15 protein-coding genes, 1 tRNA gene and 2 pseudogenes are annotated in these 25791 nt (G+C 61.6%); 9 read left to right on the top strand and 9 right to left on the bottom strand.

The window, feature by feature from the left end:
• From M6D32_RS05575 to M6D32_RS05585, 3 genes and pseudogenes are all read right to left on the bottom strand, one after another.
• Nucleotides 1-476: pseudogene (locus M6D32_RS05575) on the bottom strand (glycosyl transferase); the annotation flags it as partial.
• A 50-nt stretch (nucleotides 477-526) separates the two neighbouring features.
• Entirely contained in the window at nucleotides 527-2575 is a 2049-nt protein-coding gene (pbpC, locus tag M6D32_RS05580) for a penicillin-binding protein 1C (protein ID WP_298254183.1), read from the bottom strand.
• Between the two features lie 62 nt (nucleotides 2576-2637).
• Nucleotides 2638-7854 (bottom strand): alpha-2-macroglobulin, encoded by a 5217-nt coding sequence (locus M6D32_RS05585; protein ID WP_298254185.1) that lies wholly within the window; start codon nucleotides 7852-7854, stop codon nucleotides 2638-2640.
• A gap of 283 nt (nucleotides 7855-8137) precedes the next feature.
• Between M6D32_RS05585 and M6D32_RS05590 the strand changes: the two genes are divergently transcribed.
• Together M6D32_RS05590 and M6D32_RS05595 are read left to right on the top strand one after the other, a co-directional pair.
• Nucleotides 8138-8214: transfer RNA gene (locus M6D32_RS05590), tRNA-Arg, on the top strand.
• Between the two features lie 185 nt (nucleotides 8215-8399).
• Nucleotides 8400-8564, top strand: a pseudogene (locus tag M6D32_RS05595) (hypothetical protein); the annotation flags it as partial.
• A gap of 146 nt (nucleotides 8565-8710) precedes the next feature.
• Here the strand turns inward: M6D32_RS05595 and M6D32_RS05600 are convergent.
• Nucleotides 8711-8944 carry a pentapeptide MXKDX repeat protein gene (locus M6D32_RS05600; RefSeq protein WP_298254187.1) on the bottom strand — a complete coding sequence of 78 codons (234 nt, stop codon included), beginning with the start codon at nucleotides 8942-8944 and terminating at the stop codon, nucleotides 8711-8713.
• 362 nt (nucleotides 8945-9306) lie between these two features.
• On the opposite strand from M6D32_RS05600, the gene dctP reads away from it, so the two are divergent.
• Genes dctP through M6D32_RS05615 form a run of 3 tightly spaced genes read left to right on the top strand, consistent with a single transcriptional unit; the run spans nucleotide 9307 to nucleotide 12235 of the window.
• Nucleotides 9307-10329 carry a TRAP transporter substrate-binding protein DctP gene (gene dctP, locus M6D32_RS05605; RefSeq protein ID WP_298254189.1) on the top strand — a complete coding sequence of 341 codons (1023 nt, stop codon included), beginning with the start codon at nucleotides 9307-9309 and terminating at the stop codon, nucleotides 10327-10329.
• Nucleotides 10326-10880 (top strand): TRAP transporter small permease, encoded by a 555-nt coding sequence (locus M6D32_RS05610; protein WP_298254191.1) that lies wholly within the window; start codon nucleotides 10326-10328, stop codon nucleotides 10878-10880. Before dctP ends, M6D32_RS05610 begins: the two co-directional genes overlap by 4 nt.
• Nucleotides 10877-12235: a TRAP transporter large permease gene (locus M6D32_RS05615; RefSeq protein WP_298254193.1), complete on the top strand. Its 1359-nt coding sequence runs from the start codon at nucleotides 10877-10879 to the stop codon at nucleotides 12233-12235. The genes M6D32_RS05610 and M6D32_RS05615 overlap by 4 nt, the downstream gene beginning before the upstream one ends.
• 35 nt (nucleotides 12236-12270) lie before the next feature.
• Here M6D32_RS05615 and M6D32_RS05620 read toward each other — a convergent pair whose 3' ends face one another.
• From M6D32_RS05620 to M6D32_RS05635, 4 genes are all read right to left on the bottom strand, one after another.
• Nucleotides 12271-13185, bottom strand: a complete 915-nt coding sequence (locus M6D32_RS05620) for a hydroxymethylglutaryl-CoA lyase (protein ID WP_298254195.1) — start codon at nucleotides 13183-13185, stop codon at nucleotides 12271-12273.
• A gap of 11 nt (nucleotides 13186-13196) precedes the next feature.
• On the bottom strand, nucleotides 13197-15197 hold the full coding sequence (locus M6D32_RS05625; protein WP_298254197.1) for an acetyl-CoA carboxylase biotin carboxylase subunit: 2001 nt from the start codon (nucleotides 15195-15197) through the stop codon (nucleotides 13197-13199).
• 2 nt (nucleotides 15198-15199) lie between these two features.
• A complete protein-coding gene (locus M6D32_RS05630; RefSeq protein ID WP_298254208.1) occupies nucleotides 15200-16804 on the bottom strand; it encodes a carboxyl transferase domain-containing protein in 1605 nt (534 codons plus the stop codon).
• Nucleotides 16805-17029: 225 nt separating this feature from the next.
• Nucleotides 17030-17335, bottom strand: coding sequence for an ETC complex I subunit (locus M6D32_RS05635; protein WP_298254199.1), 306 nt, complete (start codon nucleotides 17333-17335; stop codon nucleotides 17030-17032).
• 387 nt (nucleotides 17336-17722) lie between these two features.
• Here M6D32_RS05635 and M6D32_RS05640 point away from each other — a divergent pair, with 387 nt between their 5' ends.
• Entirely contained in the window at nucleotides 17723-18868 is a 1146-nt protein-coding gene (locus tag M6D32_RS05640) for an OpgC domain-containing protein (protein ID WP_298254201.1), read from the top strand.
• 18 nt (nucleotides 18869-18886) lie between these two features.
• Here the strand turns inward: M6D32_RS05640 and M6D32_RS05645 are convergent, their stop codons facing one another.
• A complete protein-coding gene (locus M6D32_RS05645; protein ID WP_298254203.1) occupies nucleotides 18887-19747 on the bottom strand; it encodes a VOC family protein in 861 nt (286 codons plus the stop codon).
• A 1099-nt stretch (nucleotides 19748-20846) separates the two neighbouring features.
• Here M6D32_RS05645 and M6D32_RS05650 point away from each other — a divergent pair.
• From M6D32_RS05650 to M6D32_RS05660, 3 genes are all read left to right on the top strand, one after another.
• Nucleotides 20847-23108 carry a TOMM precursor leader peptide-binding protein gene (locus M6D32_RS05650; RefSeq protein WP_298254205.1) on the top strand — a complete coding sequence of 754 codons (2262 nt, stop codon included), beginning with the start codon at nucleotides 20847-20849 and terminating at the stop codon, nucleotides 23106-23108.
• Between the two features lie 14 nt (nucleotides 23109-23122).
• Nucleotides 23123-24622, top strand: a complete 1500-nt coding sequence (locus tag M6D32_RS05655; RefSeq protein ID WP_366145822.1) for a SagB family peptide dehydrogenase — start codon at nucleotides 23123-23125, stop codon at nucleotides 24620-24622.
• A 426-nt stretch (nucleotides 24623-25048) separates the two neighbouring features.
• Nucleotides 25049-25690: a J domain-containing protein gene (locus tag M6D32_RS05660; RefSeq protein WP_298254206.1), complete on the top strand. Its 642-nt coding sequence runs from the start codon at nucleotides 25049-25051 to the stop codon at nucleotides 25688-25690.
• Nucleotides 25691-25791 lie beyond the last annotated feature (101 nt).

Here is a 25791-nt window from a genome sequence, read left to right on the forward strand (position 1 = left end):
ATGAGCGCCGCCAGGATAGCGCCGCGCCGGGTGACAAAAGCCAGCGCCGCCCAATAGGTCAGAAGCACCGCCCCCAACGCGCCGATCAACGATGGCACGCGATAGACCCAAATGCGCACCTGGGCGCGCGGCAGACCGAGCGCCGACGCCGTTTCGACCGCAGCCGCCTGCATCCAGTAGATACCGACCGGCTTTTTGTAGCGCACCTCATCCTGAAAACGGATGTCGACGAAATCGCCGCTTTCGACCATCTGTTTGGTCGCCTGCGCAAAACGCGCTTCGTCGCGGTCGATCGGAGGAATTCTGAAGAAGCCCGGCAGGAATAATAAGAGCCCGCAGAGCACCAGAAGCGCGACGGCGCGGACATGGCTCGCAGTCGCAAAATTCAGGACGTCAACGAGACGGTTGCCGGGATCGACCCTCTTTTGAGGCTCGCGCGGCTGTCCAAACCGAGGGCGGGGATAGGTGTCGCTCATCGGTTCCGCATACGCTGAAAACGACGACGCGACAACCGCTTAGCTAGTCATTATTGAATTCTGACGACAACTGTGTCCGCCGCACCCTTGGCGTCGATAACGGTCAATCTGGCAAAGCCTGGACCGGGCGAATCGATCAGGCGCTGGCGGCGGGTATCGAGTTCCCCGACTGACACCCCGTTGACGAGCATTGTGATCGGAAGCACGCCACCTGCCACTTTTATTGGCACCGGCGAGGTTCCATCGACACCGGAAACATCGATCCAGGAACCGGCGATCGGGAACTGGATGTGCGGCGCGCGCTCACCGTCGGTTCGAACCAGGTCGCCCAGCGGGCGGTATCGTCGCAGCGGCAGCGGTAATTTGGCATTACTGGCCACCAACAAAGCGCCCTTGGGCGCCCTGGACAAAGCGGCCGGCAATTTGCCAGTGCGAGCGAAGGCATCAAACAGGATCGGAGCAGCCGCCGTGCGGCCGGCTATACCAGGCACCGGCGCGCCGTCAGGACGGCCGACCCACACTCCGATCGTCATCCGCCCGTCGAAACCGATCGACCAGGCATCGCGGTAGCCATAACTGGTGCCGGTCTTGAAGGCGATCCGGTTGCGTATGCCGTTCTCCGGTGGCGGCGTTCCCAACAAGACATTACCGACCTGCCAGGCAGCGATCTGGTCGAGCAATCGCTCAGGTTCCCGCCCCTCGCCGCGCCGGCTTTGCATCTCGAGCAGCGGCCGGGTGTTGCCGAGCCGCGCCAGCCCGGAATAGAGCATCACAAGATCCTGCAGCGTGATGCCGACACCGCCGAGACCCATCGCCAGACCCGGCACCTCGTCTTTGGGCAAAACCACATCAGCCCCTGCCTGCTTGAGCCGCGCAGAAAGACGGTCGGCGCCGACCCGGTCCAGCAATGCAACCGCCGGCACGTTGAGCGACATTTGCAGCGCTTTACGCACCGGAACCGTGCCTTGGAAAGTCATGTCGAAGTTTTCCGGCGCATAGGAGCCGAAACGGATGGGACGGTCGTCGATGAGGCTTTCCGGATGGACGAAGCCGTCCTCGAATGCCAGACCATAGATGAACGGCTTCAGCGTCGATCCGGGCGAACGCAGCGCGCGCGTCATGTCGACCTGGCCGGCGCGATTGTCGTCAAAATAATCCGGTGAGCCGACGCGCGCGAGCACCTCGCCGGTCGCATTGTCGACAGCGAGAATGGCAACCGAGATATTCGGCCCCAACGCAATCGCACGGTCGTGCGCCAGCGATTCAAGCGAATGCTGCAAGGATGAATCGAGCGTCAGCGCGACGATCGGCTGGTCCTTGATCGCCGTCATCGCCTGATCGGCGGAATGCGGCGCCAGGATCGGCATCGGCTTGCGCATCTTCGGAATAGGCACGGCCTTGGCCTCGGCCGCATCGCTATCGGAAATCACGCCGTCTTCGACCATGCGATCAAGCACGCGGTCGCGCGCAGCCCGCGCCGCGTCCGGATGGCGATCGAGCCTGCGGTTTTCAGGCGATTGCGGCAGCGCCACCAGGAGTGCTGCTTCCGAAAGCGAAAGCCGTTTCGGCTCCTTGCCAAAATAAGCGATCGAGGCCGCGCGGATGCCTTCCAGATTGCCGCCGTATGGCGCCAGCGCGAGATAGAGGTCAAGAATTTGATCCTTGCTCATTTTCCGCTCGATCTCGACGGCCCGCACCATCTGCCGGAGCTTGGCGTAGGCGGAGCGCCGCCGGCGTGGCTCCATCAGGCGGGCCAGTTGCATGGTGATCGTCGAACCGCCGGACACGATATGGCCGCGCGTGGCCAATTGAAGCGCCGCACGGCCCAGCGCGAAAGGATCGACACCCCCGTGAGAATAGAAGCGGCGATCTTCGTAGGCGAACAGCAGCTTCAGATAGGTAGGATCGACCTCGGTTGCCGCGTGAACCGGCAAGCGCCAGCGTCCGTCGGCCATCGCATAGGCACGCAACAATTTGCCGTGGCGATCGACGATCGTGGTCGAGACTTCGCGCACCTCGCGAAATGGCAACGGTCCGAGCGAAGCGACCCAACCGGCAAACGCCGCCGCCAAAGCAACGCCAACCGCCGTCAGCGTCATCCATCCTGCTCGTCTGGCGCGACGAACAGCTCGGATGACGTCGGTTTGTTCGACCTCTGCACTCATTTGGCGGAATGCACCTCAACCGAACCTGTGCCGGTGCGGCCATAGCGGGAGGGATTGTACATGTCCTCGACGTAGGCCTGCGGCAACACATATTTACCGGGCGACACCGCCCGCACCACATAGGCGACCGTAAAGACCGCCTTGTCATCGGCCGCGCGATCGATGGCCGCCGTGAAGCGATCGTCGCGAAACTCGGTGTTTTCCGGCTCCTCGCCATCCTCGATCCAGGACAACGTTCCGGTATCGCCCGACGAAACGAGATGCGGGTTGTCGATCTCAAAGCCTGCCGGGAGATAGTCCGACACCATGATGTGGCCGAACTCGGGCTTGGGCTCGGTGATCTTCAGGACCACCGCGAAGCGGTCGTTCTGCCTGACCTTCGAAACGTCGGCAGGCTTGCCGTCGAGTGTGAAGTAATTGCGCTCGATCTTGAAGCCGTTGGCCGCGGCTGGTTCCGGCGTGATCGGCGAGCCGCCGACCGAGACGACGGCTTGGATCGGCGCGTCACCGGTATTGGTGATCTTGATCGGCTTGCCGGTTGTCTCCGCAGCTTTATAGCTGCGATAGAGCGCCGTCTTGATCGGGCTACCATCGACATCAAGCGCCATGGTCTCCTTGCCAAGGGCGCGCGCCGCCAACACCAGCCAGGCGTTCTCCTGGGTCGAAGTGTACGGGCTTAGCCCGCGCGCGGCTTCTACGCGCGTCACTGCCTGCATCAATGTGGCCTTCGGCGCGTTGCCCTCGCCTGCCAATGACACCAGTGCCGCCGCGTCTCGCAGGGCGCTACCGTAATCGGCCCGGCCGAATTCAAGCACAGGCTTGGGCGCAAGGCTGTCGGCCGCCGCTGCATAGCCCCGCTCTGCCCTTGCCTTATCGCCGACGAGGGCAAGCGCCGCGGCGAGTTGAGCCTTTGCGATGGGCGTCGCCAGATTGTTCAGCTTGGTGTCGGCGAGATAGCGCAGGTCGCCGATCGGCGCGGTGCCGTTGCGGGCAAGCACATAGAGACCATACGCAAGGTTCTTGCCACCGTCCCTTTCGGGCTCCTCGGCATTGACGACCGAATTGCGGATGCGGTCGAGCGCGCTGCGGAACAGCACGTCCGGCACGGTGAACCCCTTTTCGCGTGCACGTGTGAGGAAGTCCGTCACGTAGGCATCAAGCCAGGCATCGTCGCCGCCAGCCGACCATAGGCCGAACGAGCCGTTCGAGCCCTGCCTTGCCAACAGGCGGTCGATGGCATCGCGGATGCGCTGATCAATCGCTGTATCCATCGCCAGATGCGCACCCACAGCGAGATCGTTGACATAAAGCAGCGGCATCGCGCGGCTCGTGATCTGCTCCGAACAGCCATAGGGATAGCGGTCCAGCGCTTTCAGGATCGTCGCCGCATCGAGCGCGGTGGAAAGGCTTGCGGAAACCGAGACCGTGCCGGTGCCGTCAACCAGATCGGAGAACATGTCCGAGGTCAGCGTCAGGCTCTCGCCTTTCGCCAGGGTCCGCACCGAACGCCGTGTGAGCACCTGTGTCGCGGGCTTTACATCCAGCGCATAGTGGCGGGCCAGCGTCAGACCGTTCGGTCCCTTGATATCAACGTCGAGCGCGGCGCTGCCGGAGCCATTGGCATTGAGCGCCAACGACATCGACGACCGCTGCTTGGCTGCCAATTTCACTGTGTTGACCGGGTTGCCACCGACCTTCACCGGCCCGGAAGCCTTGACGTTGATGCTGTAATCCCCCGGCGCCCCCTCGACATTGTCGAGATCGAAACCCATGGTGCCGTGATCGCCGGTCAGCAGGAAACGCGGCAACGTTGCCGTCAGCACCACGGGGTCACGCACGGTGACATCGACCGTGGCGCGACCAAGCTTGGTCGCGGTCCACGCAACCGCCATCACGCGCGCGGTGCCGGCGAATTCCGGAATGTCGAAGCTGACTTCGGCAGTACCGTCGGCGGCAACTGTCACGATACCGGAATAAAGCGCGAGCGGCTTTTGGGTCGGCGGGCTGCCCTGCAATTCCGCGCCCGCGCTGTCGCCGCCGGTCTTGAGCTGACCGCGCGTGCCCTGCATGCCGTCGATCAATTGGCCGTAGAGGTCGCGGATTTCCGCCGTCAGGCGGCGCTGGCCGAGATAGTAGTCGTCGGGCGCCGGCGGCTTGTAGTTCGTCAGGTTGAGAATGCCGACGTCGACCGCGGCTACCACGACCTTGGCGTCTTCACCCGGATTGAGCCCGGTCAATTTCACCGGCAGCTTCATCGTGCTGTTCGGACGCACCAGCGCCGGCGGCGACAACTTGACTTGAAGCGTATGGGCCTTCTTGTCGATGCTAAACCACTTCAGACCGATGGCGCGGCCCGGCATGCGCAGCGCGGCGGCATCGAGCGGCCGGCGCAGGGTCGCTACGACATAGGCGCCGCTTCCCCAATCCTTGCCGACGGGAATCCTGACCTGGGTGGTGCCTTCCCTGACGTCGGTCGTCTGCGTCGTCAGAAGCCGGTCGCCGAGAACGTTGATGGTCAGCTTGCCGGCGGTACGCGCATTGACCGAGACCACCAGGGTGTCGCCGGACTGATATTCCGGCTTGTCGATCGAGGTCTCCAGAAGGTCCGGTGTATCGGCGCCGCCGTCGGAATACCAGCCGACGTCGAACTGGGCCGAGGTCAACGGACCGTCGGCATCGTTCGATTTGACCTCGAGGCGATAGCGTCCGGGCCGCGGCGAGAGCGTGATGCGCGCGGGGTGGTCGGGCGCGACCGTCAGATCGCCATCGGCGACACGGCTTGTCGATTTGACCGGCTCGAAATCCCAGGAGGAGTTCTGGCGATACCACTGATAGCGGGATTCGATCTTCAACAGTTCGTAGCGCAAGCCGTCGCGCGCTAAAGGCTTGCCGTCGGGCGCCACGAACACGACATCGAACGCCGCCTTGTCACCTTCGGCAACGTTCTTGTCGTCGAACAGCGGCTTGACACCGATCATGGCTGAAGTCGGGGTCACCGGAAGGGCGATCTTGCGTTCCACCGCGCGGCCGCCTGCTTCCGCCATGCGGATGAAGACCTGCGCTTCCTGCGGGCGGGTCGATGTCGGCGGCTTCGGCAAGCTCACGGGGAAAGTCGCCGCGCCGCTGGCGTCAGTCTCGGGAAGGTTCTCGATCGGCGTCCGCTCGTTGCTGGCGTTCTCTTCATCCGCCACGCCGAACTGATAGCCCGGATAGCCCGGCCGCTCGTCAGCGGTCGCCACCAGCATGTCGCCTTCGAGTTGAAGGTCAGAAGCCGGCGCGCCATAGAGGAAATGGCCGTCGACCTTGAGCTCTGCGGGAGCATCCACCTTGATCTGCTTTTCCTTGGCTGTCACATCGAAGTCGATGCGCTCGGGGATATAATCCTCAACCATGAAGGTGGTTTCTCCGACCGAATTCCCCTTCGGATCGGTGAAGGCGCGCACCCGCCAAGTGCCGGCCGGGACGGCCGAATTGAGCGCCACCGCCAGCGTGCGGCCGCCCGCGCCCTGATCGGGGAGCACCTTGCGGCGGAATTCGACGCCATCCGGCCGCTCGATCACCAGCGTCAGGGGTCCGCCCGAGATGGCGGTGCCCTGGCCGTCGCGCAAAAGCGCCGTGAGATAGACCGTTTCATTGGATCGATAGACGCCCCGTTCGGCATAGACGAACGCATCCGCTCCGGCGGGCACCGCGCGGCCCGCAACACCGCGATCCGACAGGTCGAACGCGCTCGATTTCAGGCTGAGGAACGCATAGTCGGCCTTGTCAGCGCTCACCGTCAGCATGGCCGGCGAAAGCCCACCCTCGCCACGTGCGAGGCCCGCCTCGAACACCGCATGACCGCTCTCGTCGGTCTTGCGGGTCGCCAGGATCTCGTTGTTGCGCGCGACCAGACGGACGTCGGCCTTGGCGACCGCCTCGGTCGATGCCAGCGAGTTCACAAAGACATGAATGCCGTCATTGCCGGAGAACGCCGTCAAACCGAGGTCGGAGACGATGAACCATTGCGTCGGCAGTCCTCCTCCATCGTCATTGCCGGCGTCGCTACCCGGCCCCTTGGCCGCGGCCGTCATCACGTAAACGCCGGGCTGCAGCGTGCCGAGCGCTTCGTCGACCGGGAACACCGTCGTGACGTCCTGATTGAGCGTCATGGCGGTCGCGAGCTGGCCGGACCAGACCTTGACGCCGCGCTCGTCGCCAAGGCTGGAAAGTTCATAACGACTGAGCGATCGCTGGAAATCACCATCGATCACCGTATTGATCAGGTTACGGTCGCCGATCCGGAACACATCGATGGAAACCGAAGGCGTATTGACGCTGACCAGGGGAATGCCGCGCTGACCGGTGCGCGGCAGCACGTAGGCACGCCCGGTGAAACGCACCAACGGCTTGCGGTCGCGAACATAGACGTTGAATTCCACGGACTTTGGCAGCCCTTCCTTGACGGTCGACGGCAGGCCGGCGCGTAGATTGAGGTTGTAGCGCTCGCCATGCTTCAGCCCGTCGACGCACAGCTGCTTGCCTTCCGAAGTCAGCGCCGGCTTGTCATTGCCGGCAAGCGCGACAAACGGCGTGAAGTCGGTGCGCTTGGCGAGTTCTTCGGAGAACTGGAAGCAGGCGCGCGGCGAGGCTGAATCGGAATCGATCGTATAGTCGAGCAGCCGGAAACCGTGCTCGTCGCGCGTCTTTTCGTAACTGGCACGCACGTCGGCGACTTCGCGCAGGTCGAGCGAAAGCCGCAGACTATCCAGCGCCGGCCGCCACAGCTTGCGCTCCGACATCGCCCGGCCAAGCACGGCGAGCGCATCCGCCTCGTCGCCCGCGTTGGCGGCGCGCTGGTAGGCGATATAGGCCGCGGTCGAGGCGCGTTCGAGCAGGAAAATCTGCTCGCTGGAAGTGGCCGGCTTGATCTGGAAAATGGTGTGAGCAAGCCGGAGCCAACTGCCGCTGTCGTCCGGCGTCGTGGCCACGATCTGCCCGAGGATTTGCAGACCGGTCCGCATATCGTTGCGTTTGAAGGCAGCCTCCGCGTCGGATCTCAGGGCGGCCGCCGATTTGTTCACGGCGCCCGCCTCGCTCTTGATCTGGGCCTCGAGCTTGATCGCCGAATCTGCAAGGTCGTCGCGCTTGAACGGCTTGTCCGCCGCTTGCGCCGACACCAGGCCAAACGCCAGCACGGCGCCAATAATTGCCGCCCGAACCAAACCGATCATGGTGGAGCTCCCGATGCGGCGACCGGGCCGCAGATCAAGCAGAAGTGCGCTAAAAGGTGACGGACTCGTGGCAGGGAAATCAGGTTGCGAAAAAGTCATATGCGACATTTGTCGAAAGCCTTAAATGCCATAACCCAGCGCCCGCCAGGAGCGCGGCGGCGCGGCTGGCCAGGACGCTCCGCCCGGCCCAGCCCTTTGTCGCGAGGGCGCTGAAATCGGTTCGGATACGGCCCCGGGCGGAATGCTAAATTTTTACGTTCGGTGGTATAAGCCGCCCCCAAGCGGTCCCATAGCTCAACTGGATAGAGTAACGGATTTCTACTCCGTGGGTTGCAGGTTCGAATCCTGCTGGGATCGCCACGAATCCTCCGGTCCGGTCCGGATACATGGTTACCCTTCCATCAGGAAGGACACCGAAATCTCCCGCTGCCCTGCCAGCAGCCGAAACACGCCCGGAATTCGCCGCTCGCCCGCCACGAACTTGCCCGGCGACTCGGTGAGCCGTTAGCCGCTGGCCCTGGGGAGGATGACAGCGTGAGCGTTTTTCCATGTACAAAGCGTCGAAACGTTACCTCGCGGCAAGTGTCAGCGCGCTGAGCCTTGCGATCGTGCTGATGCTGGTTGCGATTGCTGCCTGGACCATCGCGCCGGAGGTTGCGGCGGATACGTCAGGGGTCACGATGGAGTTGAAGAAGTCGCTGCCGCCCTAAGACGGCGCCATCCGCCGCGAACGGCCGCTTGGCGTCCCTTTTTGCGCCGGGGGCTGCCACCTTGACCGCGGCCGGCCGGCCCCGGAGAGGCTACAGGCCCGCCGCGCCGGGCGAGCCTGCCAGCCAATTCCTGCCCGAGAGAAGAACTACTTGCTGTCCTTCTTCATCATCCCGTCTTTTTTCTTCATCATGCCGTCGTCCTTCTTCATCGTATCCTTCGACATCGTGTCCTTTTTCATGGTGTCCTTGGACATGGTGTCTTTCTTCATCATGCCGTCATCCTTCTTCATGTCGTCCATGGCGAAGGCGGGAGCGAGCGCGAGGCTGAACGACAGCGCCGCAGCCGAAATTCCGAGCGCAATACGGGTGGTGATGGTCATCGGTGGGATTCCTTCTAGACTTCGAATGCCGGTTTGGCGGTGGCTTGTAGGGTGGTGGCCTGGGCCATCCGTCTTAACGACGATCCCGCCGCAGTTTTCGTTACCGCGCCATTGAAAAAAGTTTTGCCGTGTGACAGGCCTGTGGAGGCCGCGCCCAGCCCGGAGAAACGTAAAACTTGAAATAAGCAACCGTCTCCAGCAATTTTGCCACAGTTTGCGGCGCACCAATATGCGCGCCGGCCCGTCTCAGACTTTCCGATAACAGCCATCGGGAATTTGGGCGGGTATAAGCCCGTCCATCCTAAGCTCCGTCCAGAATTTCCAACGAACAATCGTCGAGCCATTGCCCAGGGAGGGTTAACATGTTCACGCGTCGCCATATCCTTGCATCCACACTTGCCGCACCTGCCATCCTGCGTTTCGGGATCGGCACAGCCCACGCGGCCACAACCTTGAAAATCTCGCATCAATTCCCGGGTGGGACGATCGACACCGGCGATTTCCGCGACAGGTTGTGCCGGAAATTCGCCGCTGAACTGGCCAAACGCACCGGCGGCGAGATCACGGCCGACGTCTATCCGAACTCGTCACTGATCAAGACCAAGGCGCAATTCTCGGCGATGCGAAAGGGCGCGCTCGATATCAGCCTTTACCCCCTGCCCTACGCCGGCGGCGAATTGCCGGAGACCAATATCGGGCTGATGCCAGGCCTGGTCTCGACCTACGACCAGGGCATGAACTGGAAGAAGAACAAGGTCGGCAAGACGCTCACCGATTTCCTGGCCGACAAGGGCATCGTCATCCTGAGCTGGGTGTGGCAGGCGGGCGGCGTCGCCAGTCGTTCACGCTCGCTGGTGCTGCCGGAAGACTGCAAAGGCCTGAAGGTCCGCGGCGGTTCGCGCGAAATGGACATGGTGCTTCAGACCGCGGGCGCCGCCGTGCTGTCGGTGCCATCGAACGACCTTTACGCGGCCATGCAGACCGGCGCCTGCGACGCCGGCATCACGTCCTCCACCAGCCTGATTTCCTTCCGGCTCGAAGAGGTTTCGAAAGCGCTGACCTCCGGGGCGAAAGCTTCCTACTGGTTCATGCTTGAGCCGCTGCTGATGTCGAAATCGATTTTCGACGGTCTGCCGAAAAAGCATCAGGCCACGATCCTTGCTCTGGGCACCGAGTTGGAAGCCTTCGGGCGCAAGGGGGCGCAAGACGACGATATGGAAGTCGGCAAGGTATATGCCAAGGCGGGCGCCAAGGTCAGCCAGCTCGACACAGCAACCGTCAACAAATGGCGCGATATTGCCCGCGATACGGCGTGGAAGGATTACGGCGCCAAGACCGCCACGTCCGGCCAATTGCTGAAACTCGCATCCGACGTCACGGCATGACGCACGGTCCACTTCCGGATCTGGATTATCAGCAAGACGCTGCGACCGGCCCCTGGCCGGTCGTGGCGATCGACCGTATTCTGACCGTGTGCAACCGGGTCATCTTCATTCTCGCCTCCATCGCCATGATCGCAGCATGCATCATCCTCAGTGACAGCGTGGTTGGGCGGGAACTATTTAAGATGCCGAATTACTGGCAGGACGAGGCGGCGGTGTTTCTCCTCGTCGGTACTGCATTCATGACATCGGCCTGGGTCCAGCAACAGCGCGGCCATATCGGTATCGAAGCCTTCGTCAGCCTGCTTTCGCCAGCTGCCAACCGCATCCGGCTATGGCTGGTCGATGTTGTAAGCTTTGCATTCTGCACGTTTTTTACCTGGAAGTCCTGGACGCTGACCTATGAAGCCTGGCACGAGGGCCAAGTGACGGATTCGATGTGGGCGCCGCCGCTCGACATTCCTTATGGCCTGATGGCGCTCGGCATGACACTTTTGTGCGTCCAAATCCTGTTGCAGATCGTCGCACCGATCGCCGGAGCGGCCCGTCAATGAGCGTATTTGGAGTTGGCGTCGCTTACGGCATTGCGACGCTGTTTGTGATGTTTTCCGGCATGCCGATCGCATTTGCGCTTGGCGCCGTCGCCGTCGTGTTCATGGGTATCTACATGCCGGAGGCGTCGCTGGATACGGTGACGCAAAACGTCTACGAGGAAATGGCCTCGATTACGCTGTTATCGATCCCGCTTTTTATCCTCAAGGGCGCGGCGATCGGCAAATCCCGTGCAGGGCAGGACCTCTATTCGGCAATCCACGCCTGGTTGCACCGCGTCCCCGGCGGCTTGGGTGTCGCCAACGTATTTGCCTGCGCGCTGTTCGCTGCCATGGCTGGATCCTCACCAGCCACCTGCTCGGCGATCGGCTCGGCCGGCATCCCCGAGATGCGCAAGCGCGGCTATTCCGGCGGGTTTGCGGCCGGTATCATTGCCGCCGGCGGAACGCTCGGCATTCTGTTGCCACCCTCGATCACCATGATCCTGTTTGCGGTCGCAGCCGAGAAATCGCTTGGCCGGCTGTTTCTGGCCGGCATTGGCCCAGCTCTTTTGCTGGTCTCGCTATTCGGTGGCTATGCGGTCATCCGCTTTCGTAAGGAATATGCGGCAGCGAAGCTGGCCTATGAAAAGACCGGCGCCGAATCGGCGATCCTGGTTCATGACAAGTTCACCATGGCCGAACGCTTCAGCGTGCTGCCGAGGGTATTGCCATTCGTACTGCTTCTGACCGGCGTGATGCTCGCGCTGTACGGCGGCTATGCCACACCGTCGGAGACGGCCGGCCTCGGCGGCCTGCTGGCGCTGATCCTGATCGCGCTGATCTATGGCGTCTGGCGGCCAGGCGACCTCGCGCCGATCCTGACGTCGACGGTCCGAGAATCGACGATGCTGATGCTGATCATCGGCATGTCGCTGCTCTATTCCTACGTGATGAGCTATCTGCACATCTCGCAATCCGCCGCCGAATCGGTCGTGGCCATGCACCTGCCGCGTTGGGAGTTGCTGTTGGCGGTCCTGGTCCTGGTCGTGATGCTCGGTTTCTTCCTGCCTCCCGTGTCGATCATCCTGATGACGGCGCCGATCATCTTGCCGCCGCTTCGTGCCGCCAATTTCGACATCATCTGGTTCGGCGTCGTCATGACGATCGTGATGGAGATGGGGCTCATACATCCGCCTGTGGGTTTGAATATCTTCGTCATCCACAATGTCGCCCCCGACATTCCGCTTCGCGAAGTCATCTTCGGCACCTTGCCGTTTGTTCTCCTGATGATGCTGGCGGTGCTCGTGCTCTGCTTCTTGCCGGAGATTTCGACCTGGTTGCCGAATCTCATCATGGGACCGGACGGGAGCCCATGAGCGAATAGCGGCCGGCAATAGCGAATGGAGGTCTTCTATTCGCTATTCGCCAATCGCTTCTTTGCGTTCAGCGCAGCTGCCACGCGGCTGACCGGCGGCCGGCCTATCAGTGTGCTGATCTCGTTGGTTGCTTGAACGAGTTTTGTCATATCGACGCCGGTGGCGACGCCCAAGCCCTCCAGCATGTAGATGACGTCTTCGGTCGCAACGTTGCCGGTGGCGCCCGGCGCGTAGGGACATCCACCGAGGCCGCCGGCGGCGCAATCCATCACCCGTGCGCCCTCTTCCATCCCGGCATAAAGGTTGGCGAGCGCCTGGCCGTAGGTATCGTGAAAATGCATCGCAAGACGCGCCATCGGTACGTGACCGGCGACGGCGCGGAGCAACTCGCGCGCCTTCTTCGGCGTGCCCACGCCGATCGTATCGCCAAGCGAGACTTCGTAGCAGCCGAGATCCCAGAGAACCTTGGCAACGTCGACGACGGCTTTCGGCTTGACCTCGCCGTCATAGGGGCAGCCGAGAACGCAGGAAATATAGCCGCGAACCCTGACGCCGTCGGCGCGCGCGCGCGCAACCACTGGCTTGAACCGCTCGATGGATTCAGCGACCGAGCAATTGATATTGGCGCGCGAAAAGCCTTCGGAAGCCGATCCGAACACGGCAATCACCCTGGCACCCGCGGCACGCGCGGCCTCATAGCCCTTCTCGTTCGGCACCAGGACATGAAATTCGCCGTCCGGTCGGGAACCGACACGCCGCAACACCTCGTCCGAACCGACCATCTGCGGAATGGCTTTCGGCGAAACGAAGGCACCGACCTCGACCGTATGAAGCCCGGCGTCCAGCAATACTTCGATGAAGGTGACCCGCGCCTCGACGCTGACCGGCGTCTTCTCGTTCTGAAGGCCGTCGCGCGGACCGACTTCGACGATGCGCACCCCGTCGCTCATGGTATTTACCCTTAAGCTGGCTCGATCTCGGCCAATTCAACGCCCTCGCCGACGATATCGCCGACCTTGCATTTGAGGGCCTTTAGCACTCCTGCAAATGGCGCCCGCAGCGTCTGCTCCATTTTCATCACTTCGAGGGTCAGGATCGGCGCGCCCTTCTCGAGCTTCGCGCCGACCTCTGCCAGCAGCGCCACGACCGTCCCCGGTAGCGGCGCAACGATCCGGTCCTCGCCAACCTGCTCCTCGTCGTCGCCGCCGAACGGGTCTATCCAATGCAGTTCGAGGCGGCCGTTGCGCGTCCGCACATAGAGCTCGTGGCCTTCCACGAACGCGGTGACGTTGGATTTGGTCCCGTCCAGCGTCAGATCAATGCCGCTGGCATCACCAGCCACAGCGGCAAAGCCGATTACACGATCGCCAATCGCAAGTGTCGGCGACGCCTTGCCATATCGCAGCGTGACCTTCTGCTCGTTTCCCTGACGATCCCGGAAGGCAAATACCCGCTGACGCCGGCCGACCGGCATCCATCCTGCGGTTCCCCAGGGGGATTTTGCGACGTCTTCGGCGGCGCCGGCTTCCTTCCGAAGGATGGCAGCAACCGCAGCAGCGAATTCGAGATCCTGCGGCGGCTTCGGACTTGCCGTGAGATGTTTCAGTTCGCGTTCGATGAAACCGGTGTCGATCGCGTTCGCGCGCACCGCCGGATGGCCGACCAGGGCGGCGAGAAACGGAATATTCGTGACGACGCCGAGCACATCCGATTGCTCCAGCGCCCTTCCGAGCCGGTCGATCGCGACATCACGCGTCGGCGCCCAGGCGATGACCTTGGCAAGCATGGCATCGTAATACGGCGACACGATATCGCCCTGACGGTAACCGGCATCGATCCGCAGGCCGGCCGATTGCTCCGGTATATTCCAGCTTCGGATCACGCCGACCGAAGGCATGAAGTTCTTGTCGGGATTTTCCGCGTAAACCCGCGCTTCGATGGCATGGCCACGTAGTGTGATTTGTTCCTGCGTCATCGGCAGCTTCTCGCCCGCCGCGACACGCAGTTGCCATTCGACGAGATCGATGCCGGTGATCAGCTCCGTCACGGGGTGTTCGACCTGCAATCGCGTGTTCATCTCGATGAAGAAAACGTTCTTTCCATCGGAGACAAACTCGATCGTGCCGGCGCCGACATAGCTGACCGCGCCAGCCGCCTTGCGCGCAGCCGCACACACAGCTTCACGCTGGGAGGCATTTAGCGTCGGTGACGGCGCCTCCTCGATCACCTTCTGGTGTCGGCGCTGCAGCGTGCATTCGCGCTCGAACAGCGACAGCAGATTGCCGTGGCTGTCGCCGATCACCTGTACCTCGATGTGGCGCGGGTTTTCGACCAGTTTTTCGATCAGCATGCGATCATCGCCGAACGCCGCCTTCGCCTCGCGCTTGGCGCTCTCCACAGAAGCCGCAAGCTCTTCGGCCTTCCTCACGACGCGCATGCCGCGGCCACCGCCGCCCGCAGATGCCTTGACCAGAACCGGAAAGCCGATCTTTGCCGCCGCCTTGGCGAGCGTCGCATCGTCCTGCGCCTCGCCGTGATAACCCGGCACCAGCGGTACGCCCGCCTTTTCCATCAAGAGTTTCGAGCCCGACTTCGAGCCCATTGCCTGCATCATCTCAGCCGTCGGGCCGACAAAAATCAGCCCCGCATCGAGGCACGCCTTGGCGAAGTCAGCGTTCTCCGACAAAAATCCATAACCGGGGTGAACCGCCTCTGCGCCGCTCTTGCGCGCCGCCTCGATCACCCGCTCGATGTTGAGATAGCTGTCGCGCGCTCGTGATGGCCCGAGCAGAACGGCTTCGTCAGCCATCGCGACGTGCCGCGCGTTGCGGTCGGCTTCCGAATAGACGGCGACGGTGCGCAAGCCCATCGCCTTGGCCGTGCGGATCACGCGCACGGCGATCTCGCCACGATTGGCGATCATGAGGGTGCGAAAGCGCCGGTAGAGTTTTGACCGGTCCATCGTCACATCCTGAACAGGCCGAATTTCGTCGGCTCGATCGGCGCGTTGGTTGCCGCCGAAAGACCGAGCCCGAGCACAAGCCTCGTGTCAGCCGGATCGATCACGCCGTCATCCCAGAGACGCGCAGTGGCGTAGTACGGGCTGCCCTGCTTCTCATATTGCGCGCGGATCGGCGCCTGGAATTTCTCCTCCTCCTCGGCCGACCACGTTCCGCCTTTAGCCTCTATATTGTCACGCCGGACCTGGCTCAGGACCATCGACGCCTGCTCGCCCCCCATCACGGAAATCCGCGCGTTCGGCCACATCCAGAGGAAACGCGGGCTGTAGGCGCGGCCGCACATTCCGTAATTGCCGGCGCCATAGGAGCCACCGATAACGACGGTGAATTTCGGCACGTTGGCAGTCGCAACCGCCGTCACCAGTTTGGCGCCGTCGCGTGCGATGCCGCCGGCTTCGTATTTCTTGCCGACCATGAAGCCGGTGATGTTCTGAAGAAACACGAGCGGAATCTGCCGTTGGCAGCAGAGCTCGATGAAATGAGCACCCTTCAGCGAACTTTCGCTGAACAGAATGCCGTTATTGGCGATGATGCCGACCGGATAGCCCCAGATATGCGCAAATCCGCAGACCAGCGTCTGGCCATAGAGCTTCTTGAACTCGTCAAATTCGGAGCCGTCGACCAGCCGCGCAATGATGTCATGCACGTCAAATGGCTTGCGTCCATCCGAGGAAACCACGCCGTAGATTTCCTCTGTTGGAAACAGCGGCTCGCGTGGCGGCTGCATGTTCAATTGCGTCCGCGCCGGCTGTTTTAGCGTCGCGACGATCCGGCGAGCGATCCCGATCGCATGCGCGTCGTTTTGCGCGTAATGGTCGGTGACGCCGGACTGGCGCGAATGCACGTCCGCGCCGCCCAGCTCCTCGGCCGTGACTACTTCGCCGGTTGCAGCTTTCACCAGCGGCGGACCGCCAAGAAAAATCGTGCCTTGATTGCGCACGATGATGCTCTCATCCGACATGGCCGGAACGTAGGCGCCACCGGCTGTACACGAGCCCATTACGATCGCGATCTGGGGGATGCCGAGCGCGGACATCTGTGCCTGATTGTAGAAGATGCGGCCGAAATGCCGCTCATCGGGAAAAATCTCATCCTGCTGCGGCAGGAATGCGCCCCCCGAATCGACCATGTAAACGCAAGGAAGATTGTTCTGCCGGGCGACGTCCTGGGCCCGCAGGTGCTTCTTCACGGTCATCGGATAATAGGTGCCGCCTTTGATCGTGGCGTCGTTGGCGACGACCACGCATTCGCGTCCCGAGATGCGCCCCACACCCGTGACGATGCTCGCCGAATGCACGTCGCCGCCGTAGAGATCGTAGGCGGCAAGCGGCGACAGTTCGAGAAAGGCGGTGCCAGGATCGAGCAGCAGATCGACGCGCTCGCGCGCCAGCATCTTGCCCCGCGAGGTGTGGCGCTTGCGCGAGGCTTCACCGCCGCCGCCGGCCACTTGATCGAGCTTTTCGCGAAGCCCGGCGACCTGCGATTTCATCACCTCGGCGTTGCGGGCAAACTCTGATGAGGCGGGATCGATGCTGGAGTGGAGCGGCATGGCCTTCGGCAATTTGGAGTGCGCCACAGTCTGCGCAACGGAAGCGCCCCATCGTGTCATCGTGCTGATAGCTTACGCAACCGGCAAAACGACCTGTCAACGAGATTTATCGGAAAACCTTATTAGATCAGCATCTTAAAGCGGTATTCTGATGTGCTTTGATGCCGCATGCCGGCCAATGTTGACGAAGCCGAATTCCATCGAATCCGAATTTGAGTCCGAACCTCAGTGCGTCCAAGGCTCGCCACGGCGGAATGCAAAATTGTCGGCATAGGCGACTTGCCGTTGCACCGAATCCTTCGGTTCGAGCACCTGATAGGCGATGCCCTTACGCTCGCAATAGGCCACGGCCTCTTCCTTGGTCTCAAAGCGGAGCGTGAGCTGCTGCTTCATATCGCCCGAACTGGTCCAGCCCATCAAGGGCTCGACGAAACGCGGCTGTTCCGGCTCATAATCGAGCTGCCAGTCCTTTGTTATGGCCTTGCCGGATTGCATCGCGTTTTTGGCAGGTTTGAAAATTCGGGCGGTCATGGGCGATCAACCTTCACAAGGAATTCAGCGGAGCCAACGAAACAGCCGGGATCGTGTAAAATTCCATCCCGAACCTGAATCAGTGATTCTCCAGCCAGTGACGAAACATCTGCCAAAATGGTATATTCATTATAACGTCCGGTGACAATCTAGTGGTCCGATTCTAACATTCGCATCCCTTCTCAGCGGCCATTTTTGCGAATGTTAGAATCATGGGACCACTAGCAAATATTACGATTCTAGTGGAGTTTTGGGATTTGACATTCGCTTTACGAACTCGCGGCTAGGTGGGTAGCGAATGTCAAATCCACTCCACTAGCCGGGCGTCAGGACCGTTGCTTCGCTCGCCGCCTCCTCACCGGATATCTCACATCGAAAACGGCCCCCATGAAAATCAACGCCACCTTGCCGGAAAAAGGACGCGACCTCCGGCTCGACTTGTTCCGCGGCATCGCCAACTGGGCGATTTTTCTCGACCACATTCCGGACAACGTCGTGAACTGGATCACGACCAGGAACTATGGCTTCAGCGACGCGGCCGACCTCTTCGTGTTCATTTCGGGCTACACGGCCTCATTCGTCTATGCACGGATGATGCTGGAACGCGGATTCATCGTCGGCGCGACCCGTTTGACCAAACGGGTCTGGCAACTCTATGTCGCCCACATCATTCTATTCGTCATCTACATCGCCTCGATCAGCTATCTGGCGCTACGCTTCGGCGACTCGGAGATCATCAACGAATTTAACGTCGCTGGCCTCGTCGATCAGGCGACGGAAACGCTACGGCAAGGTTTGCTGCTCAAGTTCAAGCCGGTCAACCTGGACGTATTGCCGCTCTACATCGTGCTGATGGGATTCTTTCCGCCTGTTCTGTGGATGATGTTGCGCAAGCCTGATCTGACCATGATCTCCTCCATTGTGCTGTGGCTCGTCGCGAGGCACTTCGGCTGGAATTTTCGGTCCTATCCCGCGGGGACCTGGTACTTCAATCCGTATTGCTGGCAGGTGCTGTTCGTATTCGGATCGTGGTGTGCGCTCGGCGGCGCGCGGAAAAACCGTCGGTTTATCGATTCTCCGATCACGCTCTATTTTTGCGTGGCCTATCTTCTGTTTGCGCTGGTCATGACCATGGCGGGGAGGTTTACGGATTTCGGCGCCATGTTCCCCGACTGGCTCTATTCCGCGTTCAATCCGAACGACAAGACCAACCTTGCGCCCTACCGCTTCCTGCACTTCGCCGTGATTGTCATCCTCGTCATCCGCTTCGTACCGAAAGACTGGTCGGGACTGGAGTGGAAGATATTTGATCCGGTGATCGTCTGCGGCCAGCAGTCGCTTGCCGTATTCTGTGTCGGCGTCTTCCTGTCCTTCGTCGGACATTTCGAACTGATGATGAGTTCGGGCTCATTCTTCGCTCAGCTCTTCGTCAGCGTGACCGGCATCGCGATCATGACCGTCGTCGCTTACTACATCTCCTGGTCGAAGCGGCAGGATAAGCCGATCAAGCCGCCCCTGCCGAAGCCTGCCTGACGGCGACAGCGACACGTCCTACTTGTCGGATTCTCGCCGGGGCTTTGGTGCAACCAGCCGCCCGCGCGAGGAAAAGCCTTGCCATTCGGTGCGCCAGCCGATCTTGGGGTCATGGCCCCGTTTTCCCTGAAGGGCAAATGCCGCTCCCTGCGGGTCGACGCAGCGGGCAACCGAGATACCGCTGGGCAGATCCATCTCGTTGCGGACCGCCTTGCCGCCACCAGCCTCCACGCGCTCGATGGCGGCATCCAGATCGTCGACGTTGAAATAGAACAACCAAAACGGGGCCGGTTCTTCTGGCCACATCTTCTGCGCTCCGCCGATCACCAGGCCACCGGCGGAAAAGGAGCAATAGCCGGCGAGCAAATCGGGTTTGCCCAGTGCTTTCTGCCAACCGAAAAGCTCAAAGTAGAAGGCAAGCTCCCGCTCGGGATCGGCGGCAAGCAGTTCATTCCAGCCGACGCGCCCGATCTTGCCGGATTCGGTTGGTTGCTGCGGTCGTATTTGCATGCGATCGATCAGCGCAAAGCTTGCCGAGCCCGGATCGGAGACGACCGAAATCAAGCCGATATTGGTGTCAGTCGGCGGTACGTATACCGCGCCACCGAGGTGCTTGATCCGTTCAACGGTTGCGCGCACGTCGCTGACGCCGACATATCCCATCCATCTCGGCGTCGCGCCCATTCGGCGGCCTTCTTCCGGTAATTCTATCAAACCGGTGGCCGGGGCCTCGCCTGCCATGAAAAGCGTATAGGGAAGCTTCGACGTCGATGCTTCTTGCGTCCCCCAGCCAACCACATTGCGGTAGAATGCCGCCGCAGCCGCCATGTTGGTGGTCATCAGCTCGAACCAAATGAAGTATCCGCGGTCGTTGACCAAGTCCGCCTCTCCGTCGGCGCCCGCAAAAATTGCCGTCGCCCGTTCAGGCGTAATCGCCGCTGCGGCCCGACGCAAGGAGCAGCAGCAGGAGTCTCAAGGGACCCTGCGCAAATTTGCCTAAAGGCTTGGAACGGAGAAACGCTCCGACAGTTGTTTCAGCCGATATTTGGGATTTCGGGCGGCGAAACCGATTTTTATCCAGCACCCAAATGATGAATGGAGGATGAATGAACGGTGCCACAACTGTCGTTCATCAATATGAAATCTTGGCGGTCGAACGGGCTTTCGGCATTTCGTGAAGGGTGTCCAGCTTGCGACGGAATAGCCCTTGAAGTAAGCTTATTACACTCGAACCGCTTGCGAGAACGGAGGATTTGGTTATGGCGCGTGTGAAACAATCTTCGAAGCAAAAGCGAGTGAAGGCGGCGCTCCCGGCCCTGGGCGCAGCCGGCTTGACCTTTTCGATGGTCGGCGGTGCGTCCGCAGCGGTTGCGCCAACAGACGACGCATCCCAAGTCACGAAATATTCATCCAATCCCCAGGTTACGCTCGGCGAGGAAGAAATCGCAGACGTGAGCTTGGCCACATTCTACGTGTTCGACAAGGAAGCTGCGGCGGCTAACGATGGCAGGATCCAACTGGCCCGTGGCGGATGCGGCCATGGTGGCGGATGCGGCCATGGCGGCGGATGCGGCCATGGCTGCGGCGGTGGCCACGGTTGCGGCGGATGTCGCGGATGCGGTGGCCGCGGCTGCGGATGCGGCGGATGCGGCGGATGCGGATTGGGATGGGGCGGAGGCTGGGGATGGGGAGGCGCCTGCTGCCTGTCCTGGGGTGCTTGCCGCCTGTGCTAAGGCAGTTCGTTTGATCAGAGTTCTTGGTCAAATGGCCGGGTTCGACATCGTCGACCCGGCCATGATATTGTGTTCCCCGATGACATCGCCTCCGGTTTGCAACGTCATGTCAGCGCGTGGCGACTGCGCCGAGCCCCATCACAAAAGATATCCGCGCGCAGACTGGATTGAGGAAAACTCCCGATCCAGGACAATCTCTTGCAATTGGCAAGCCGACGTTGCGGACAAGCTTGGTGTGCTGAACCATGAAAGCCAAACGCAAGACCCCCTCCTCCCGCCGCGCCGCCAAGAAAGACATCGCGCAGTTTGCGCCGAACTTCACGGTCTACGTGCTGCCACCCGACCAGGTCTGCCTTTATTCCGAAGACCGCAAATTCTTCCTGCATGGCGAACTCTATTGCGAACTGGCGAAGGCGATCAGTAAAGGCGGAAAAAGCCTGCAACAGCTCGTCGCTGAGTTCGGCAAGCGGTTTCCGCCCGAAAAGGTCGAGGAGGCGCTCAAGCGCCTGATCGAACGCCAATACATCGTCGAGGCATCACCGACCTCAAACAGCGCGTTGGCCGGCTATTGGGCGAGCCTCGGCCTGACGCCCGGTATCGCTGAACAAAATCTGGCGAACTGCCGCGTGCGCGTCGAAGCGCTAGACGTGCAAGGTGCCAAGGAGTTTACGGGGGCGCTCGGCGAATTCGGCGTTCGTATTGTTTCGCGCAACGCCGATCTCACTGTCACGCTGGCCAGCGACTATCTGGAGCGGCGCCTGGCCGAGTTGAACCGGCAGCGAGTTAAGGACGGCGCTCGCTGGCTGTTGGTGCAGTCGTCAGGCGCGTTTCCGCTGGTAGGGCCGGTGTTCGACCCGGGCAAAGGCCCGTGCTGGACCTGCTTGTTCGATCGCATGATCCGCAACCGCGAAGTCAAAGGATTTCTCGACCGCGGCGGCGCGCAGCCGGTTGCGCTCTCGCCGCTGGTACGAAATCCGGTAGGTCAGAGTGCAATCCAATTTGTGGCGCTCGAAATCGCCAAGGCCATCGCCACCGGCTTTCGCACCGATCTGGGCCACCACATCGTCAGCCACGATTTGCTGGGTTCGACGACCGTCAAGCACTATGTCGCGCACCGTCCGCAGTGCCCGACCTGCGGCAGCAAGAAGTTGCGCGATCCGCGCCGCCGACCAACGCCGATCGAGCTTGGGCCCGGCCTCAAGCTGACGATGACGAGCGGAGGATTCCGTACCGTATCGTCGCGCGCGACGGTAGCGCGTTTCCGTAAACATGTCAGCCCGCTGACCGGCGTCGTCAAGAAGCTGGAGCGGATCGAGGCCGACCTGCCGTTGAACACCAATTATTTCGCGGACCATAACTTCTCGGGGCCAGCGCTGACAGTCGATGCGCTACGCGCCGGTTTGACGGGCGGAAGCTTCGGCAAGGGCTCTACGGCAGAACAAGCCGAAGCCAGCGCCTTGATGGAAGCGATCGAACGCTATTCCGGTATCTTCCAGGGCGATGAAATCCGGGTGAGCAGGCGTTTCAGCGATTTTGAATCGGCCGAAGCGATCAATCCGGAGAGCGTGCTGCTCTTCAGCGACGCTCAATTTACCTCACCCGAGGCGGAGCCGAACGATTTCCACCGAGTCCCCGAGCGCTTCGATGCTTCGGCCAAGATCGACTGGTCGCCGGTCTGGTCGCTGCGCGATCAGCGCTTCAGGTATCTACCGACCAGCCTGATGTATTTTTTCTATGGCGGCGGCGAAGGTGCCTACAACGCCGACTCCAACGGTTGCGCGGCCGGCAATACGCTGCAAGAGGCCATTGTTCAAGGATTCCTCGAGCTGGTCGAGCGCGATGCCTACGCGATCTGGTGGTACAACCGCTTGGAGCGCCAAGAGCTCGATCTTGATCAGTTCAACGATTCCTATGTTCAGGATCTCCGAACCCAGCTGGGCGACCAGGGACGAAAGCTGTGGGTGCTCGATATCACCAGCGATCTCGGCGTGCCGACCTATGTCGCGCTAGTGCACTGGATGCAAAATGGACACGAGAACATCGAGTTCGGCTCCGGCGCGCATTTCGACAGGCGTATCGCATTGTTGCGCACCCTGACCGAACTCAACCAGTTTCTGTCGATTGGCCTCATGAATGGGGGAACGGGTGAGAAGCCCAGTTTGGACCGTGTCACGCCACTGCAACTGAGCAACTATCCCTTCCTTCTGCCAAGCGGCCGGCCGGCGGCACCCATCTTTACGGGCTCGAAATTCGGGTCTCTCGACGATACCCGCAAGCAAGTCGATGCCTGCGTGGAGGTTGCAACACGGGCGGGACTGGATTTTCTCGTTCTCGACCAGACAAGGCCGGACGTGGAGACGTCTGTAGTTCGGGTGATCGTGCCGGGCTTGCGCCATTTTTATCGCCGCTTTGGGCCGGGCCGTCTCTACGATGTCCCCGTAAAGCTTGGCCTGCGCAATATGCCAATCACGGAAAGCGAACTGACGCCATTCCTGCCTCATACCTAGAGGATGAAATCGGCTTGGCCACTGCAACGAAAACCCGCAAGCGCACTGCACCGGCGCCGATGCTTGCCGCCCGCCTCAACGCGCACGTCGCGCTTGAGGCACAGGCGGATGGGAACGTGGTCGCGCGCTTCAATGGCTATGGCCAGAGTCTCGGAAAATTCGGCGCGGCGACCATAAAGCGTCTTGGCGAACTTCGTGACGGGCTGCCGCTCGCTTCGGTTCGGCGCGGCCGAGCGGCCGACAAGGAAATCGATTTGCTGCTTCAGCGATTGGCGCGTAGCGGTCTCCTGGAATACCGCCTCGGTCGCACGCGCGGCGGCGATCAGGTCGTGATCGAACCGCAGGTTGCCGATTATTGGCCGCAGATCGCGAAGATCGCCAGTAACGATACGATCGCTCTGTCGCGATTTGCTTACCTGCGGCGTCGCGGCAAGGAAATGGTGCTGGAATCGCCGCGCGCGGACGGCCTGTTCAGGATCGGCGATCCCAGAATTGCCGCGGCGCTTACCACTCTCTCACATCCGCAGAAGATCAGCCGATATCGCAAGGAGCGCGGCTTTCCCGGCCTTGAGCTGCTCGGACTGTTGATGGATTGCCAGATCCTGTTCAAGCTGAAGCCGGGCGACGCAGACGGCCTGCGCCCGTCCGAAGGCGATCCCAATCTCGCGCTGTGGGACTTCCACGATCTCCTGTTTCATACCCACAGCACCGAGGGGCGGCAGGCCAACCCGTTGGGCGGCCTCTACTCCTATTCCGATTTGATGCCACCACTACCCGCGGTACGGTCACCATGGCCTGGACAGGCTATCGCGATGGAAGGCTCGCCAGCGCCGGCTGACCTGCCCCCGCCGTTCACATCTCTCCTCGACGCGCGGCATTCGATACGCGACTTCGACGATGAGCATCCCATCACGTTGGCGGAACTAGCAGCCTTCTTGCAGACAGCCGCCCGCGTGCGGAAAAAATGGACGTCCCGTGACGACACGGGCGACGGAGGGCCGGAGGTTTCCTATGCCTCTCGCCCCTATCCGTCGGGCGGCGCGGCTTACGAACTCGAAGTCTATCTTGCAGTGGACAAATGCGAAGAGCTGGCCCGCGGATTTTATCACTACGATGCCGACCGCCATGCGCTGACACCAATCGATGTCCGCGCCCAGGACCTCGAGGCACAGCTTTGCGACGCGGAGTTCGCCATCGGCGCGTCGGGCCTTCCGCAAATCCTCATCGTGATCGCCGCGCGCTTCGGCCGGGTCTCCTGGAAATACAGCTCCGTGGCCTATTCCCTGATCCTGAAGGATGTCGGCGTGTTGACGCAGACGCTCTATCTGGCTGCCACCGATCTTGGACTCGGCGGATGCGCGATCGGCACCAACAATATCGACCGGTTCGCCCGCATGACCGGGCTGGACTTCTCCATCGAGGGCCCGGTCGGTCAATTTGCCCTCGGCCGCGGCCGTCCGGAGCCTGACGGCGCGGAGCGGGGCTCAGGTCAAGCCCATAGGTCGCGCCGATGAGATACACCGCCAGGGGCCTGCGCCGCAAAGCGGCGCGGCCATCGTCCATACGTCGGTCTAGGTTTCGGCTTTTGTTTCGCGGTAGCGGGAAACGGCTTGGACAAGTGCAGTCATCGGCAACCTCCAGAATCTCTCGCCTCGGCTGACGCCGGTCGGAGTGTCGCAACGCATCGTTTCGGGTGATTTTCGCGCACCCGCGAAAATGGTTTCAGCAGTATTTCGCTCGAAGCCGCGCGGAACTGCTGCGGCGTTGCCGCAATCCGCGTCTCAATGGTTCGATCTATTGAAAATATTGGTCGGGGCAGCTGGATTCGAACCTGTCCTAACGCATTGGAATCGTTCAGTGCGATTCTGACCGCCGACCTGATCGGTCCCTGATCTCCACCGAAACGCCCCCGCGATTCTGACAAACCGTCAGGATTGAAAATGAGCATCCCCGCCTACCCGCTGCAGTGGCCCCAAGGCTGGCCGCGGTCGCGCGCCCGCAAGGTCGGCCAGTTCGGGAAAACCAAGACCAATTACAGCAACGTCCCCGGCGGCGGATCCTGGAAGAAAAAGGCCGATATCACCATGGCCGATGCCGTGGAGCGCGTTCGTTACGAGCTCGAGCGGCTCGGGGTGAACGTCGCCGACGATTCGATCGTCTCGACCAACCTCAAGCTCAACCTGTCAGGCCTGCCGCGCGGTGACCAGGGCGAGCCCGAAGATCCCGGCGTAGCGGTATACTTTCAGAAAAAGATCGGGCCGATGCGCGTCATCGCGATCGATGCCTCCACCAGAGTCCGCGACAACGTGGCCGCGATCGCCGCGACGCTTGAAGCCATGCGCGCGATCGAGCGGCACGGCGGCGCGCAGATCCTCGAGCGCGCGTTCACGGGCTTCGCGGCGCTCTCGGCGCCGAAGCAATGGTGGGACATCCTGCAGGTCAAGGCAGACGCATCCAGGGATGTGATCGAAGCGAACTTCCGCCGTTTGGCGCGTGACAGACATCCCGACGCCGGCGGTAGCAACGCCGCAATGGCTGAGCTCAACGAGGCCCGCGCGGCGGGACTGGCGGCACGCTGGTGATGGCAATTCCAAAAGGCTGCACCCTGATCTACGAGCCCAAGGGCCAGGCGGAAGAGTATGCGCCGCTTGCGACCAATCCGTATCGCGGATGCGGACACGGT

Source organism: Bradyrhizobium sp. (assembly GCF_027307225.1).
GTDB lineage: Bacteria > Pseudomonadota > Alphaproteobacteria > Rhizobiales > Xanthobacteraceae > Bradyrhizobium.